Here is a 17,188-nt window from a genome sequence, read left to right on the forward strand (position 1 = left end):
GGAATCTTTTCTGAATAACGAGCCTATCATACCTATTACACCAAGTAAAGTCATATTGCTGTATACAGACACAGTCGGTTACACAAAATAGATTTTCGGATTTACCCATTTATTGGGGTTTAATTTTACGCCAAGAATAAGAGATCTATCGGACTCAAAATTATTTACAATAGTTAAAGCAATATACTCTCCCTTTAGAAAAAAGAACAATTTCGTCTTAAATTGACTTTGCATAATCTTAACTTGATAGCAATGTTTGCGCTATTTCAAAATACTAAAATCTCCTTCAAAAAAAGAAAGGCGGTAACGAATGTATTACTGTGACCTGGCTTGGACTGAATCCCCTTGTTTTAGGTTTTTATATTATTATTATTATTAATTACGGTACATGAAATTATTAATAATAATATAAAAAAAGCTCCCCTGAAAGGAGCTCCTTACATTACAAAACACTTATGAAATCCTTCTAATTACAGCTATACTTAAGATTTGGAGTATGCTTATAACTCCGCCACCTCTATTTGTTACGAATAATCATTGGTCAAAGATTATTCTTTTTCTGTGTATTATTTCAAGCTCTTTAGATCTTCTCTCTTTGTGAAATTTATCTCAAAACAAATTAACTAGATAATAAAACGTAAAATAATAATGCAGCTGCCTCTTGCCGTTTCATACTTTGTTTTGATAGATAATCTGCTGATCCATCTTCATTATATATAACCTCAGGCCCTACTAAACGATGACCTACAATGTTTTTCACGGATTCTATTGCCCATTCATCAGTTTCTCCCTTTAATGTTGCATCTGCAGATGGCGCTCCTAACATTTTTAAATACTGCCAGGTAATCCATGCTGCTTCTTGTCTAGTAATTGCACGGTCTGGATGGAATTGTTCCCCTTCTTTTTCATATAAAATACCAATTTCATATAACTTTTGAATATGTGGTGCATATGGATGATTTTTCACATCAGAAAACACTGGTTCTTTTTTTGAAGGTGGCGTAAAGTAAGCAATTTGAGATAACCAATATGCAAATTCTGCTCGTGTAAGAGAAGATTCTGGAGTGAAATTCCCCTCCTTATTTGCTTGTAATACCTCGTATTGATGTAAAGGATTTATAAACTTAGCATATGGATGATTTTCATCTACGTCTTTAAATCTCTCAGGCTCACTTAGCTTCACCGCTGAACTACCAGAGTTCCAATGTATCATTTCTTTCACGGTACCATCTTTGTGAAGTCTAAACGCCATATAATTCCCTTTTTCATCCTCAAATAGTAAAGGGTCTATTTGTTTTAGCTCCTGTTTACCATATGCTTTATCACTTACATATAATTTTCCTTCACTTATGTTTACATGTGACATTAGGTTTTTTAATCTCAAATCACGGTAAACCCCTTCAAATTTCTTTAATTCTTCTTCATTAGGTTTCAAATATTCAGGCTTTGTCTTATCTGGGAAATATTCATTCATAAAATCATCAAATACTTCAACAGGTAGTGCTGAACTATCTTTATTTGTAACAACAAAAACTCCAATTTTATGCTCTGGAATTAACCACATTAAAGATGAAAAACCTGGTATATTTCCACCTTTACCAAACACATATTGCCCATTATGACTTTGCGGTGAAAAGAACTCAAATCCGTATGTCATATTAGGGTATTTGGGATGTAAAGCAAATTTTGTTTTTTGCATATCTTCTACAGTTTCTTTTTGTAGTATTTGGTTATTTTTAAATTTACCATCATTCAATTGAGCAATCATGAAATTGGCTACATCACTCCCTGTAGAAAACATACTCCCTTGTGGCATATCTGTTGGTCTAGTTTGATAAAATGGGATAACATTACCTTTAGCATCATATCCTGTTGCTAACTTTTCTTTAATAAAATTTGTCATAACAAAACTGCTATTATGCATTTCTAAAGGGTAAAAAACATTTTTGGCCATATATTTGTAAAAAGGTGTGTTTGTCAGATTTTGAACAATATACCCTTGAAGCATAGAAGCAAAATTATCATATGTATATGTATCTCCTGGCTTTCTCACTACTGTGGGCATATTATCTTCTACATAATCTTTAAGCATTGTATAATCATTATCAAGATAATGGATGTCCTCTGGTCTAGGATCTACGTAATCAAACCCTGTTGTATGGGTAAGTAAATGCTCCATTGTAACTGGTTCACCCATGTTATTTTGGTACTTTAATCCCCCCATATAATTTACTATATCTTTATTTAAATCAATTTTTCCTTGTTCAACTAACTGCATGACAACACTAGCAGTAAAAACTTTCGATATTGACGCTAATCGAAAAACTGTTTTTTTAGGATCGATGGGGATATTCTTTTCTTTATCGGAAAATCCGAATCCCTTTTGAAATAGAATTTGATTATCCTTTACAACGACAAGAGCTACACCAGCTGCGTTTTCTTTTTTCATTTTCTCTGGGATTACTTTATTGGTGAACGCTTCTACATCTTTAGGATTTAATGTTATTGGTGCAACAGTTTCGGCTTTTGAATAATTGCTCCCCAGAAAAACTAACAAAATACAAACACTTACAGCTATTAACCTTTGAAAATAATTTTTCATTCTTTTGTTTTTATTCCCCAAATTAATTCCCCCTTTAATAATAGATTTATTGATTATTCATCCACAGGTTAACCAACCATATTCTACCATTATATAGTTATTTTTTCTAATTTTATTTCAATTCTGTCATTTATTAACTACTTTTGGAATTAGTCTATATATCATTAGGTTTTAGTTATAGAAAATGATATAGCATACAAAAAATGCGGGACAGTCTTTAATGTAGACTTTCATCGACAGGTTTTCATAACATCCTATATGAAGAAAACACCCATCCTTTATAATCAATAAAATTGGATGGGTGTTTTGTAACGTATTACTTATTCTATTCTTACTGGGTATTAAGGTATCTAAAATGATACCTTATTTTTTCAATTGTCATTTAAAGTCTATTGACTGTATATATCTTTCTCTATATTCTTTAACAACATTTCCAACCTATCCCTAGTAACTTGATTAAAATGTGGATTTAATTCCTTTATTATGAATTCAAGTAACTCATAGCTTATGTATTCACCCAATTCCAGTGAATATTGTTCAGCTAAAAAGGACTTTAATTTTTTAGAGATATTAATCTTATCCTTTTTACTAATCTTTATCTCCATTCGATAACAAACCCCTCTTAGATTAATCTTAAAAGCTAATTAAAATAACTTTTTATTACTTATGAAAATATGTTCTTTACTACCTTATTGTATATACAACAAGGCATTCTTTTCATATCATAACATTCAATTACCTGAGAACTGGTCACTGTTGCATATCATTTTTATTTTTGAAGTATCTCTGTTTTATATATTACACAGCACAATATATAAAACAAAGCCCAAATACAGAATTTTTAACTTTATCAACTTTTTTAGGAATTCCAAATAAAATTAATTTTTTCATATTATAAAAATTTTTTCTACAAATTTTTCATACTTTCTACCTTTTTGGCACTTTCATTACCGTAAGTTGCAATTTTCCTCATTTTTAAAATAATACAACCTAGACTCAATGCAAAAAGAGAAAATATCCCAAAAGTAACAGTTATAGTATTTAATGATAGACTCCAGCTAATTAGGAATGATACTAGTGCCCCCCCTAAACTGGCCGAGGCGATAAATAGACTAGTCACTTGATCAATATTATTTTCCATAATACGGGAAGCTAAGATTAATGTTATTGGAAAAACACCCGCTATGACTAAACCAATAATAAAGATGATAAACAAATACATACCTGTACCTCGAACAAAGGGAAATAGAGATAAAAGAATCACTAATGTAAAGCAACTAGATGTAATGTATGTCCAATAATTAAATTTATGGGCTAGCTTACCTACAAGTATTCTTCCTATAACTATTGCTAGCCAAAAACAAGATATACTCAATGAACTGATTAATTCATTATTGGTAAGAATCATTATTGTAGATAAAAAATTTGCAAGATTAGTTTCTATGCCTGCATATAAGAATGCAAAAAGTGAAATAAATAATATAACTGTAATCTTTTCACTTTTAAATTTCAGAGTAAATGAGGAAAGGGATGCTCCTCCCTTTTCATTATTTTGAGGAGAAAAATTTAGAAATTTTGTACGTCCAAACATGTACCAAACAAATAGTGTAAAAATAAAGAATAGTAATATCCCATAAAGAATAAAATACCATTCATAATATTTTATAATATAATTAACTAGTAACGGAAACCCTAGCGCCCCAACCCCAAACCATACTTCGAGAATGCTAAATTTAGCAGCACTATTCCTTTCTGCTGAAATAATAAAGGAACCCACCGTAGTTTCTAACAAACCTGCTCCATAGCCTAATACAAAGCAAATAACGGCTAAATATGCCCATTCTTTAATATATATAAAACCTCCTAGAACGATGGACATTACTAAAACACCTAATGTTATTGTTTTAAAATAATGATACTTTCTTACTAGTATAGGTGAACTTAGAACACCAAATAAAAAACCTGTAAATTGAAAAAATATTAAAACACCTAATTGATCAGGGGTTCTTCCATAATATTGTATTAATGAAGGAATTAAACTACCGATGCAAACATGTATTATTCCTACAATAAAATAAAACAAGCAACCATAATAAAACATTAACCGCATCTTTTCTCAACTCCAATCCAAAATAAAAACAGGGATTTAAGTAAAAGTTCTAAACCCCTGTTTTTACCATAAAACTAAATAGTTGCTACAGATCGTTCTTTATTACTACTGCTTTTATCAAAAAACATATCCAATATAACTTGTGAACGAAATCCATCTTCAAATGTTGCTACAGACTTATTAGGACCACCTTCCGCAGCCTTAGCCCATTCTATAATTTCACTTCTAAAAGAATCAGACCATTCAAAAATCTCATTTTCTGGATCGACTAGTAAAGGTAACGGTAACGGAATTTCATGTTTTTCCAATCCATCAAAGAGTATATATTTATTTGGCTCTTTAGAAGAATACTTATATTCTTTCTTCGTACCTATTACCTCTATACTAAAACCACAATCATCAAGAAATGAACTTTTAGATGTTGTAATATTAACAAAAACCTTATTTTTCAATTGGCCATAAACCTCAGCATAGTCATCAACAAAAACTGGTTTACTTTCTTTTTCCTTAACATTTGTTTTAATTTTAGTTCGAACAGTATCCTCTCTAAAATCACTCTCAAATAAAAACCATAGTAAATCTATTAGATGAATTCCCAAATCTCCCAAGGCTCCACTAGTTCTATTACTTTGAAAATCATCTCGCCAAGTAAACGAAGTTCTCCTAAAAGCGCTATTCTTTTTAAAATGCAATCTTACCACTACTATTTCCCCTAATTCTTCATTTTGAATTAATTGTTTTAAAGCCTTAACATAAGATAGGTAGCGATAGTTAAACCCCATTGAAGCGACTAAATTAGTATTTTTTGCTATTGTCATCATGTATTTTGCTTCTTCACAAGAAATCGCCATTGGCTTTTCACATAACACATGTTTGTTTTTTAATAACGCTTGAACAGCTTGAGATCTATGACAAAAATTCGGTGAAGATATTATTACCCCATCAACTACTTCAAGTAACTCTTCATAGCTATTAAAAGCCTTCCCACCAAAATTCCCTACCAACTTTTGGGCATTCTCATTATTAACATCATACACTCCAACTAATTTACAACTATCAACAGTTGATAATGCTCTAGAATGAGCTCTTGCAATACTTCCTGCACCTATAATCCCAATATTCATTATATGAACATCCCCTTTTAATTAATAATGTGCTTTAGAGTATTTAAAATTCCAATCGAGTATTCACCTTGAGCTAACATTGAGTGTGTGTTTTTTGCTTCTTCTGTTGCATTTTCTACTAAATAACCATGTCTTACAGCTTGTAGCATCCTTAAATCATTCCCACTATCTCCAAAAGCAATTGCATTTGTTTTATCTAGTTCGTACTTGTCTAAAATAAATTTCACTATCTCATCTTTACCTGTTCCAAGTGGAATAAAATCTACATCATAGCAATTTTCTGGATCACCAGCTAATGGATTACATTTGTTAATATTAACTCCAACTTGGAATATTTCTCCGATTTCTTCTATCTTTTCTAAATTCTTTGCATCAATAAATTCATTTTGCTCTTCATAATAAAAATTAAATTTGTACTTAGAACTTCCTAATTGTGTCTGAGGTCTTAAAAAAATTTCATATTTTAATTCTAGCAATTTAAGAATTCTTTCAATCTTTGAAGAATCAAAACCACCCTCTATAATTCTCTCTTCCCAAATTTGATCCTCTATAGTAGTCCCATTACTATCAAAGTACGTTATTTCTGTACCTAATCCACTCGCCACAAAATGAGGGAAATACTGAATACTACCCTTTTTCATTTTTTCAACAATTGATTCTAAACTACTTCCCGTTACCCAACCAATTACTAAATCCCCTTTACTTCCGTGTTCATACAAATACTTTTCTAACAATTTCATATTGCTTCTTTTAGAATCATCCATGTTATGAGGATAATAAGTTTCATCAAAATCACAGAACACTACATACTTAGGCTTTTTAACTTGTGGTAATCTTTCAAAATTTAAAGACTGTAAAACTTCATTACTTATTGACATTGAATAATCCCTCCAAAACGAAATTTTGCTCTTCTAACACCATATTTGGATGTAAAGGTAAATGTAATATTTCTTTATGAACTTGCTCTGTATTTAACATATTGTTTTGCAAATCATTTTCCTTTATCCACTTAGTATTTTGTTTATGAGATAATACCGGATAATAAATATCTGTTTCAATGTTATACAATTGGTACAATTTATTTTTCAACTCGTCTCTTCTTCCATTTTCAACTCTAATCGGAAAAAGGTGCCAGACATTATCTTCTGTCATCATAGGTAGCTTTATTAATTCTCTATCCTCTAAATCCTTTAACTCACGAATATATCGTTGAGCTAAATACGCTCTTTTTAAATTGTTGTATGATAAATACTTAATTCTTTCCAAACCAATAGCTGCTTGCAAATTATCAATTTTAGAATTGAATCCAAAGTCTAATACCTTTTTATTTTTTTTATCAATTTCAAATCCATGATAACTATATTGATTGCAACGTATTGCAAGATTTTCATTATCAGTAATTATTGCTCCTGCCTTACCACATACACCAAAATTCTTATATGGATTAAAACTAAGGACAATAATATCTCCATATTCTCCAAGATTTGAAGAACCAATAGCTTGACATGCATCTTCAATAACTCTTAATTGATATATATCCGCAATTTCACGAATTTTTTTCATTTCACATTGTTTACCATACAAATGTACAGGTAAAATGCATTTAGTTTTTGGGGTTATAGCTTCTTCTATTTTAGATGGATCAATACAATAACTCTTCTGATCTATATCTACAAATATAGGTTTTGCTCCGACTGCTAACACGGAATTTTCAGTAGCCGCAAAACTATTAGCTGGCATAATTACTTCATCTCCAGGCTGAATACCAATAGATAACAATGACACCATAAGGGCATCTGTACCACTGCTTGTTGCAATTACAAACTTTTTATTTAAATAACTTCCGATTACTTCTTCTAGCTTTTTTGAAAATGGTCCACTTGTAAATTGACCTGTTGGTAAAACGTCTTTTAAAACTCCAATAATTTTTTCAACCTCATCTTGAGAAATCAACCGATTAACTGGCATAAATTCTATTTTCTGTATATTTTTTCTGCTATAATTGAAAATATCTTTTTCTATATCAATATCTATTTTCAATTTGTTTTCCCTAAATAATTTCTCTTTCATCTTGTGATTCGGCAATATATTACTAATTTCAAATTCTTTTTCTTTTGTTTCCCCCTGTAGGCACTTTAATAAAGCTAAATTGTCTTTACTATGTCCAGAAATTGTAGTAAGAGTTTTCACGTTAAATCACCTCTAAGAAATTATTTTGAAAATCATGAGTAGACTATATTTTATGTTATCGATTACATGTCAACATATTTTTTACGGAGGGTTTCTCTATGGTAACAATTAATGAAATAGCTAAATTATGTAATGTATCAAATGCTACGGTTTCAAGAGTTCTAAATAATCATCCTTATGTAAATTCAGAAAAACGTGAGAAAATAATAAAAGTAATGCAAGAATTCAACTATACTCCTAGTGCTATTGCTAGGAATCTTAGGATAAATAAGACACAAACCATTGCTCTATCAATTCCAAATATAGATCATCCTTTTTTCGGGAAATTAGCTAGAGAAATTTCTAAAGAATTATTAAAACACAATTACAAATTGCTAATTTATCAGACTTTTTATGAGAAAAAAATAGAGCTTGAATTACTTTCATTACTAAAGAATAAAGCTGTAGATGGTGTAATTCTCGCATCCCTAGAAAATAGTTGGGAAAATATAGAGCATTATTTAGCATATGGGCCCATAATACTTTGTAATGAGTATGAGGAAAATGCACCTATTCCGATAATTTGTTACGATGAATTTGAAGCTGGATACAAAGCTGTTAAACATTTAATAAGCAAAGGTCATAAAAAAATTGGCTTTTGTTTTGACTCTCTTAATAGTCAAGCACAATTAAAACGCCAACAAGGTTATCTGCATGCCTTAAAAGAAAAACAATTACCATTCAATAAAAATTGGCTATTTGGAGATGCAATTACTATTAATGATGGATTTAAAATTTTTGAGAAGCTAGATAAATTAAAAGATAAACCTACTGCATTATTTACTGGAAATGATCAAGTTGCTGCTGGAGTCATTAAAGGAGCTACTATTAAAGGGTATTCTATTCCAACTGACTTAGCTGTTTGTGGTTATGATAATCAATTAATTTGTACAGTTACAACCCCAACAATTAGTACTATTGATATTCCAATTGTTGAACTGAGTAAACGTACCGTTAACGAGATACTACTATATATAAATACAGATGAATCTATTAAACGTAAAATTATTAAATATCCTACTAACTTAATTATTCGTGAATCTACATAATTAAAATAAAAGTTTCTGCTTAAACTTATCTAATATATAAAAATAAAAAGAGGACGTAAATAATAATGCGTCCTCTTTTTATATTAAGCTAAAACAATCCATTAAAATGCTTTTCACGAAGTCAAATATATAATGTTATTAAGAAAGATAAGTACTAACATTTTAAATGTTACAATAGGTGACACCACATAATTCATACCCACGACAAGCATTACATATCACTCCATATTCAGTAATAAATTTCATTGTATGCTAATATTTAGATATTGACATTAGGAGGATTTAGATGATGAAGAAATTAGTATTAGTAGTTGGTTTATCGGTTGTAATGTTAGCAGCTTGCGGTGAAAAAGAAATGGTTCAAAAGGAGCAGCCAAATACACAACAAACAACGGTGAAAACAGAACAACCAAAAGATGAGCAGACACGAATGACGAAAAGTATTGAACGTAGAACCAAGGAGATTATAGAATATTTCGGTGGTACTGTAACAGCGGTTGAATTAAATAAAGAAAATAACTTGTATGTCTTATATGTTTTCGTTGACAAAACAGCATTGTCAAATGCTGACGAAGGCTTACGGAAAAATTTCGGCTACAGAACGAGAACAAAGTTAAAAGACGCCGTAGCACAGAGTGGCTTGCAAGAATACGACAAAACAACCATAAGATACTTCACATCAGATGGTAAAACAGAAATCGAATTTGAATAAGCACTTCTACGTGAGTGCTTATTATTTTTACCTGTTATTTCAAGGTTTAGAAGATTATTTCGAACCTTTGACATTTAACCCCGGTTCGGAAAATTATTACGTTCTTTTCTCTTTTCTTTCAATACATCATAACTTTGATTCTTTCTCATTATTTTGAACTACCCCCTCTTTCACTTCATTTAGAAGTGAGGGAATCCTAAGAAAAGAATTCTTTCAAACTCTAATTGATTAGGCTATTCCCGTATCCCTTGCAATTAGAATCCCTATTGCTCCATTCTTTAAAATAAAAAATTGTGAAATTTTATAGCATTATGTAAGACATTTGATATCAAATATATTACATTCACTATAAAATTAGTTTATTTATAAGATTTCTATAGATAAACAAGGTACAAAATTGACTCTTAAGAAGTCATTACCATTACTTTTGTCTAAAAATTGAAAAAATATGTGTAGATAGATATCATCTTAAATACATATATAATTAATTTTAATTCTCTGACATAATTCTTAAACCATTTTTTTGTGCATTATGAAATAAAATATTGCACAATGTCAGTCTTTAAAAGATTATATATCAAAACTTTAAGAGAGGGAGAAAAACTATGAAGATGAAAAGAAAAATCATGATGACAACAGCACTTGCAGCTACATTAGCTACAGGCGCACTACCTACTACATCAGTGTTTGCTGCAGAAAAAGAGGCTCCTATCCAACAAAAAGAGGCACAAATGACTATTCAACCATTAGCACAAAATAATTTAGAAACAGCTGTTAATGCTGCCTTAAATGGTCCAGAAGTCAAAAAAATAAAAGTATTTGAGCATGAATTTAATGTAAAAGAAATAGAAGTAGTAAATCTAGGTGGAGGAAAAAAATATGTTAAGGGACAAATTTCTCATCATTTAAGTTTCCGCCCAGATGATCAATTTTATTATGAATTTACTGTGCAAGATGGAAAAGTAGTAGATAAGCCTGTATTTAATATTGATAGAGGTGGTTGGACACCATTTGCTGCTCCACTTTTATCAATTCTTGCTGCGTATAATGGAATTCCAGTTAATCCAAATGATTTAAATACACTTGGGCAGCAGATTGGTAAAGTTATAGATGGAAGCTGGGAACATGCAGCCCAATCTATCGCAACTGTAGTTAGTCTAAGTTTTAATGAATAGTATGTTTTAATTTTTATTATCATTGTAGGGACCACTTTTCCTGAATAGCCTTGTTATAAGAAATTCCTGAAACAGCTATAAATAGATTTTTACCGCTCACTCACATTATCTTAATTTGTTAACCACCTTATCATTCATAATATGTCACAAAATAGAAGTCTTTTTAAGGCTTCTGTTTTGTTTGTATACAATACAGCAAAAAGCTTATTTTTCACCTTTTTATGCTACTATTCTTTAAGAATCCGTTTGGCTATTAGATACAATTCATTACAGTAAATTTATAATATCTCAAGTTAGCTCACTACCCCTTTTTCAATTACAAAAATTCATTACATTAGGAATAGAAAACAATAAATATAGTCAAAAACCATCTTATTATAGCTATTATGTAAAGGTCAGGAGAGATAAAATGAACAAAATAAAAAATTTCTTTAAAATTAGCATCCTCACTTGTTTTACACTAGCAAGTTTAGGTACACCATCAACTATTTTAGCTGATAGTCATCCAGGTTATTCCTATGAACCCAATCTAGGTTATCAAAATCCATCGTGGATGTCAGAAGTAGCAGATTCAACAAAATTAAGTGAAATATCTATTCCAGGAACTCATGGCACAATGGCTTTACATGGCGCAAGTTTTCTTGATGAAAATTTGACAAGAAATCAAACTATGAGTTTACCCCAACAATTAAATTCTGGAATTCGATATGTAGATATGCGCGTTAAACGTGTAAAAGATTCTTTTGCAATGTACCATGGCATTGTAAATCAAAAAGCAGTGTTTGAAGATGTATTAAAAGATGCAATTCAATTTTTAAAAGATTATCCGACTGAAACAATTTTAATGCGCTTAAAAGAAGAAACTACACCTGAAAGTGGATCTCCATCATTTGAGGAAATATTTTTAAAATATAAAAACGTTAATGCTTCATATTTTTGGGATCCTAATTCCGTACCAGCTATAGACAGAAACAACCCTACTTTAGGAGATATCCGAGGTAAAATTGTAGTCTTACAAAACTTTGCATCCTCTCAATTATACGGTATTGATTACGATAGTTTGAATATACAAGATAAATTTGAAATTGGAAGCGGACCAGACGAAATATATGAAAAATGGAATGCGATAAAAACTCATCTACAAAGTGCAAATACTAACTTTAATAATGGAAAAATATATCTTAACCATTTTAGTGGTACGGGTGGTGCAGCCGCATTTTTAAATAATGTATATCCTTGGTTTGTTGCAAGCGGAAAAGAGAATAGAAATACTGATAGTAGCCCTAAGTTGATTCAAACGAATTACACTAATGCGTGGAGTGATTTCCCCCGCGATAGAAATGGGCAAGTATATTATGGTGGGATGAATACACTTGGGACCGAACTCTTACAACAAGGTAGAGTTAGACATTCTGGTATTATCGCAGCTGATTTTCCTGGGCCAGGTTTAATTGATAGTATCATTAAATTAAATGGTGTACATTCGAATGAAAAAGAGATATTAATTTCGCAAATCCCATCCGAATCTAGTCCTTTATCTGGACAACAAAATCGTTCTAGTCAAAACTTTAAAATTGATAATTTACCTGTAGGAACTAAAGAATTAAAATGGTTTATTGAGCCTTCAAAGAAAGATCATCCTTCTACTATCTCTTTCAATGTAATGATTGATGTTTCCTTAGGTACCGATTCTATTCGTTGGAAAAATATTTCACATGGATCTAGGACTGAGGCTTACTCAAATACTAAATATTATATCGCAAGTCCAATTGGTGCCACTAGCAAATTCACTGTGAAAATATACGCTATTACAAATTAGAAAATAAAAGAATCCCATTGGAGTTCCTTTTTAATGGAATACCATTGGGATTCTTTTCTGATTTCATTTCGTAAACATTAGGATGGTGATTAAATTTATTAACATATCATTTAAACCATTCAGGGATTTATATTTGGAACGACCCTTTACTTCAAAGAAAAACCCAAAAATGTTAACTACATTTTCCCACTTATCATTTATTCAAAACTGGCTTCCAAAGCGATAGGGCAAAAATCCAATTTGTGTCACCATTGCCTTGATAATCTTGAACTGCTTCATACACTTTTCCCTCATGTACTACTCTATCACCTTTTGTATATGCTTTTCTTGCATCCCATTTTTCATATGTGGGATCCTCTGACTTTGTTGTTACATTCAAAATATCACTTCTACTAGATTCATTTCCAGCTAAATCAACCGCCGTCACTACATATTTATACGATGTATTAGCCTTCAATTCTTTATCCATAAAGGATGTGTTATCCGTTGTCCCAATTTTATTCATAACTCCAGCGCTTTCTTTATATACAATATAATGGTCTACGCCTACATTATCTTCAGACGGACTCCACATCAAGTCAACAGTTGTTGCTGTTGTACTCATACTATGTAATCCTTTCGGTTGAGTCGGAGCTTCTATATCTGGAATTTCATTTGTTGTCTTAACCTTTAGTTCTTCACTTTCTTTTGATATGTTTCCAGCTGAGTCTAACGCCTTTATTGTATAGGTATATTGCGTATTTGCTTTTAGTTTTTTATCAATAAATGTTGTACCTGGTACCGTATCAATTACTTCCCCATTGCGTAACACTTGATATTCCTTTACACCTATATTATCCGTAGAAGCCTTCCATGTTAGTGCAACACTATTGGCAGAAACTTTAGACGCATTTAATCCAGTTGGTTGACTTGGAGCTACTGTATCGGGAGTTTCATTATTTACTAGATTTACATCAATTACATTATAAAACGCGTTTGAAGTATCTGCTACATCCCATACAGCTAAAATAACATGATAACCATTTCGATCAGTTGGTACGTTAATTGTATGTGTTAAATTATTTGATGCGGCAGAACCATCATGTTTCACAGTTCCAATTGGTTCTAATTCAGCACGTGTTAATGGTTTATTAGGATCCCATCCCTTTTTTGTAATGTAATAATGCCATTTACTTGTAGGATGTGCAGCTGTATATTTCCATGTAAATGTATTTGCTCCACCCTTAATCGTATTTTTGAACCAGCGATTTGATGTTTGTTGGTCAAGAATCCCTCCAAACAGTCCTCCTGCCGAAGCGATTTTCCCATCAATCGGTCCACCATCTGGGAATCCTTTAGGCGCTTCTAAGCTTTGAGGTTCGTACATTATATTTCCACAATTTAAATTTAATGCTCCATAATTCTGACTACATAAAGCAGCACGACTGCTTGGCTTTTCAACAAATCCATGTGCATACGCACTTTGAGGTATCATTGTAATAGCCGTCACCCCTGCAGCTAAAATACAGGCACCAATTCCTTTTTTACTTTTTCTTAATCCTTCAAATTTAGATGTTAATTTCAAATTCATTCTTGTCCCCCCAATATATTATTGTTATCGCTAATATAATAGCAATATAGAGATAAACGAACAAATTGCTATTAAATATACTAATATCTCTCATACATTGATACATTTATTATTATTATTAATCTTATATATCAATAAAATAAATACAATAACTCTATTTTGTAACATTATGTATTAATAGAGGAATAAAATCCTTACATTATTTCACAAAAAATTCAAATATTAATTTAAAGAATTATATTTACCCTCATGCTGAAAAAATACGTTTTTAAAGTAAAAAAGTCTGGAAGAAACTAATTAAATCAGTCTCTTCCAGACTTCACATTTCTGCTATATAACATACAAACAAGTCATTTCCAAGGTTAAATTCACACATATTTTCTAAACCCTAAAAACACAATAAAATCATTAAGATATCCAACTTAACTTTATGTACTTTTGAATAGTCATCTTCTATCCTTTGAATCCTTACTGTAAACAAATCATCTAGAGATTGATAATATAAAGTAAGAAAAAGAGAATTAAAAATCCAATTCCCCCATAACATTCTATCAATTTATTGTATTATTTTTACCTAATAAGGTACAGGAAAAAACAAAAAACTTCAGTGTGCTTGAAATTCCAATAAATATAAACGTTTTTAGGGTGAAACGTTTAAAGGGTACTTTACTGAATTTTTATTAAATGCTCCTGTACCTAGTATCTAAATTAACTCATGTCAAAATATTTTACAATACAAGTGTTGAACGTTACATATATCTATATTTAATGGTACATTTCATCAACATACCTCCCCTAATCTTTATCCTAAATATAGAAAGTTAAGCTCGTTAGGATTTAATTTTGGAATTCTCATCATAACAAATGAATAGATTAGGCACATAACTGTCACAAATTAATAGTTTATCTATTTTTTCAACCATGAAAAATTTATTGCCACTTCAATATTTACTCTAAAACTAAAACATATCTATAGCCACAACTACTTAATAATCTTTTAAAAGAGTCGATAGTTTTATATTTTTTATTTTTTTATTGTACATTTGTACATTTGATGTTAGGATTATGCCTATTAAAATTGAATCCTAACGATTCTTTTTTATAACTTTTATATTTTTATTATCAAATAAAAATATAGATTCTAAAACAAGATCAAAATCAGAACAAAAATGTCGTTATTTGATAATGATGTCATGAAACACCTTTAGAATGGAATGGAATGATATATGCAACAACGTGTTAAGGGGTTACAGGGGGAACAAAAATGAGAGATTTTTTTGATGATAAGTATAAAAATATTGAATTAAAAAGGAGGTTAATCAATTTAATAAGTGAAATTAGCGAATTCAAAGGAAAATTAGCTGCTTATCAGGAACAAAACCCTGACATATTTAATAGTTTAGAAAAAACTATACCACTACATTACATAAAAAATTTCACTACTATTTATGAGGATATAAAAGTTCCTAATAAAAGATTAAAAGAACTTATTTTAGATGATATAGTACCTCAAAACATTTCGGAAGATGCTATTTTTTGTTATTATCAAACACTTTCTTTTGTACATAAAAACTCCTGTACTTTATCAATTAATCCAGCAACTATACAGGAATTACATTTTCAACTAATACATTACCTTACCTCTGACAGTGCCAAATGGCGTGAAAAATCTTTTATTATTCCAGGTATTCCTGAGCATGGAATGCACTTGAATAGTTACCGCATTCTTCCACATGAACTCATTCCACAGTTTATGGAGCAATTATGTGATCAATACAACTCATTAAATACTAGTAAGGGGCTACATTCGCTTTTATTAATAGCTCGTTTTATATTAAATTTTTATTGCATAGTCCCTTTCAATCAAGGTAATGGCAGGCTAGCATTTATGTTAATGCAGTTGCTGCTAATTAAGAGTGGACATACATTTGTAAAATATGTATGTTTGGATAAGTATATTAAGAAAAATGAATCTGAATATTACAATTCGATTTATAAATCTTCGGTAAATTGGTACTGCGAGGAACACAATAGTAGCTTTTGGTTAAAAACGTTTTTAACTATTATATTAGAGGCTTACAAAGATCTGCATAACACTGTTCTAGATTCTATATGTAAACATACTAAAGTTGAGAGAATTCAGGATTTTATACTTAAACAAAAACAACCCTTTACTAAGGAAAGTATTCGTAACAGATATCCAGACATTGCAGAGAGTACAATTAGTAAGGCTTTAAATTCCTTGCAATTATTTGGCCATATTAAGCTAGTTACAAAAGGAAGAAACGCAAAGTGGACTAAAGTTTGACCTTACTTTTAAAACTCTTACGGTTCAAAAATTTAATTATAACGTTATCAATGGTTTTCATGACTTTGGGCTCAAATTCATGGAATTTCATTTTAATTTTAGGCTATTATTACTTTAGTTATATCTAATTCCTACAAAACATCTTATAGGAAAAGGGTACGTTTTCCACCACCTTTTCCTATAAAAATATTAGATATTAACGTAGAAAAATTGTCGAAAAAAGTCGCATTTTAATATTTTTTCTTTATTTTCTGGTTGTAAACGTTTTAATTTCATGTTACCATCTTAATCAAACAATAGAGGGTAATAAAAATAAAAGTAATTCTTTCCCTTAGAAACATATAAATGTACGGTAACATCAAGAAAATAAGGCCAAAGAAATATTTGATACCTACCAAAATAACCAATAGGAATTTTGCACTTTGATTTTTCTGTCAATTCAGAAAAAAACATTTTGTCCCTAAACAAAAATTGTTAGCACGCAAAGTTT

At 30.5% G+C, this 17,188-nt stretch carries 12 protein-coding genes and 1 pseudogene; 6 read left to right on the forward strand and 7 right to left on the reverse strand.

Annotated elements, in window-relative coordinates:
* Positions 1–61 precede the first annotated feature (61 nt).
* Positions 62–193, forward strand: a pseudogene (locus tag ACYVEC_RS24655) (Tn3 family transposase); the annotation flags it as partial.
* A gap of 426 nt (positions 194–619) precedes the next feature.
* Here ACYVEC_RS24655 and ACYVEC_RS24660 read toward each other — a convergent pair.
* The 6 genes from ACYVEC_RS24660 to ACYVEC_RS24685 all read right to left on the reverse strand — a co-directional run bounded on the left by ACYVEC_RS24660 (position 620) and on the right by ACYVEC_RS24685 (position 8,026).
* The gene (locus tag ACYVEC_RS24660) at positions 620–2,602 is read right to left on the reverse strand and encodes a serine hydrolase (protein WP_063222337.1); all 1,983 of its coding nucleotides are present in this window, start codon (positions 2,600–2,602) and stop codon (positions 620–622) included.
* A 389-nt stretch (positions 2,603–2,991) separates the two neighbouring features.
* Positions 2,992–3,207, reverse strand: coding sequence for a DUF2164 family protein (locus ACYVEC_RS24665; RefSeq protein ID WP_063222316.1), 216 nt, complete (start codon positions 3,205–3,207; stop codon positions 2,992–2,994).
* Positions 3,208–3,509: 302 nt separating this feature from the next.
* The gene (locus ACYVEC_RS24670) at positions 3,510–4,712 is read right to left on the reverse strand and encodes an MFS transporter (RefSeq protein ID WP_063222317.1); all 1,203 of its coding nucleotides are present in this window, start codon (positions 4,710–4,712) and stop codon (positions 3,510–3,512) included.
* A 74-nt stretch (positions 4,713–4,786) separates the two neighbouring features.
* Positions 4,787–5,836, reverse strand: coding sequence for a Gfo/Idh/MocA family protein (locus ACYVEC_RS24675; RefSeq protein WP_063222318.1), 1,050 nt, complete (start codon positions 5,834–5,836; stop codon positions 4,787–4,789).
* 17 nt (positions 5,837–5,853) lie between these two features.
* Positions 5,854–6,714 carry an HAD-IIB family hydrolase gene (locus ACYVEC_RS24680; RefSeq protein ID WP_063222319.1) on the reverse strand — a complete coding sequence of 287 codons (861 nt, stop codon included), beginning with the start codon at positions 6,712–6,714 and terminating at the stop codon, positions 5,854–5,856.
* Positions 6,701–8,026, reverse strand: coding sequence for a DegT/DnrJ/EryC1/StrS aminotransferase family protein (locus ACYVEC_RS24685; RefSeq protein ID WP_063222320.1), 1,326 nt, complete (start codon positions 8,024–8,026; stop codon positions 6,701–6,703). The genes ACYVEC_RS24680 and ACYVEC_RS24685 overlap by 14 nt, the downstream gene beginning before the upstream one ends.
* Positions 8,027–8,124: 98 nt before the next feature.
* On the opposite strand from ACYVEC_RS24685, the gene ACYVEC_RS24690 reads away from it, so the two are divergent.
* From ACYVEC_RS24690 to ACYVEC_RS24705, 4 genes are all read left to right on the forward strand, one after another.
* Positions 8,125–9,114 carry a LacI family DNA-binding transcriptional regulator gene (locus ACYVEC_RS24690; protein WP_063222321.1) on the forward strand — a complete coding sequence of 330 codons (990 nt, stop codon included), beginning with the start codon at positions 8,125–8,127 and terminating at the stop codon, positions 9,112–9,114.
* Between the two features lie 286 nt (positions 9,115–9,400).
* Complete coding sequence (locus ACYVEC_RS24695; RefSeq protein ID WP_075309134.1) at positions 9,401–9,826, forward strand: hypothetical protein; 426 nt, start codon at positions 9,401–9,403, stop codon at positions 9,824–9,826.
* 605 nt (positions 9,827–10,431) lie between these two features.
* On the forward strand, positions 10,432–11,001 hold the full coding sequence (locus tag ACYVEC_RS24700; RefSeq protein ID WP_063222323.1) for a hypothetical protein: 570 nt from the start codon (positions 10,432–10,434) through the stop codon (positions 10,999–11,001).
* 409 nt (positions 11,002–11,410) lie between these two features.
* Entirely contained in the window at positions 11,411–12,820 is a 1,410-nt protein-coding gene (locus ACYVEC_RS24705; protein ID WP_199678004.1) for a phosphatidylinositol-specific phospholipase C, read from the forward strand.
* Positions 12,821–13,013: 193 nt separating this feature from the next.
* Here ACYVEC_RS24705 and ACYVEC_RS24710 read toward each other — a convergent pair whose 3' ends face one another.
* On the reverse strand, positions 13,014–14,390 hold the full coding sequence (locus ACYVEC_RS24710) for a lytic polysaccharide monooxygenase (protein ID WP_098557433.1): 1,377 nt from the start codon (positions 14,388–14,390) through the stop codon (positions 13,014–13,016).
* 1,264 nt (positions 14,391–15,654) lie between these two features.
* Here ACYVEC_RS24710 and ACYVEC_RS24715 point away from each other — a divergent pair.
* On the forward strand, positions 15,655–16,698 hold the full coding sequence (locus ACYVEC_RS24715) for a Fic family protein (protein ID WP_063222326.1): 1,044 nt from the start codon (positions 15,655–15,657) through the stop codon (positions 16,696–16,698).
* The last annotated feature ends 490 nt before the right edge of the window (positions 16,699–17,188 follow it).

The sequence above is a fragment of the Bacillus sp. MN7755 genome (assembly GCF_054771475.1).

Excerpts from the sequence above, each read along its gene's own strand:
- ACYVEC_RS24660 (WP_063222337.1), bottom strand. The coding sequence starts at position 2,602 with ATGAAAAATTATTTTCAAAGGTTAATAGCTGTAAGTGTTTGTATTTTG.
- ACYVEC_RS24665 (WP_063222316.1), bottom strand. The coding sequence starts at position 3,207 with ATGGAGATAAAGATTAGTAAAAAGGATAAGATTAATATCTCTAAAAAA.
- ACYVEC_RS24670 (WP_063222317.1), bottom strand. The coding sequence starts at position 4,712 with ATGCGGTTAATGTTTTATTATGGTTGCTTGTTTTATTTTATTGTAGGA.
- ACYVEC_RS24675 (WP_063222318.1), bottom strand. The coding sequence starts at position 5,836 with ATGAATATTGGGATTATAGGTGCAGGAAGTATTGCAAGAGCTCATTCT.
- ACYVEC_RS24680 (WP_063222319.1), bottom strand. The coding sequence starts at position 6,714 with ATGTCAATAAGTAATGAAGTTTTACAGTCTTTAAATTTTGAAAGATTA.
- ACYVEC_RS24690 (WP_063222321.1), top strand. The coding sequence starts at position 8,125 with ATGGTAACAATTAATGAAATAGCTAAATTATGTAATGTATCAAATGCT.
- ACYVEC_RS24695 (WP_075309134.1), top strand. The coding sequence starts at position 9,401 with ATGATGAAGAAATTAGTATTAGTAGTTGGTTTATCGGTTGTAATGTTA.
- ACYVEC_RS24700 (WP_063222323.1), top strand. The coding sequence starts at position 10,432 with ATGAAGATGAAAAGAAAAATCATGATGACAACAGCACTTGCAGCTACA.
- ACYVEC_RS24705 (WP_199678004.1), top strand. The coding sequence starts at position 11,411 with ATGAACAAAATAAAAAATTTCTTTAAAATTAGCATCCTCACTTGTTTT.
- ACYVEC_RS24710 (WP_098557433.1), bottom strand. The coding sequence starts at position 14,390 with ATGAATTTGAAATTAACATCTAAATTTGAAGGATTAAGAAAAAGTAAA.
- ACYVEC_RS24715 (WP_063222326.1), top strand. The coding sequence starts at position 15,655 with ATGAGAGATTTTTTTGATGATAAGTATAAAAATATTGAATTAAAAAGG.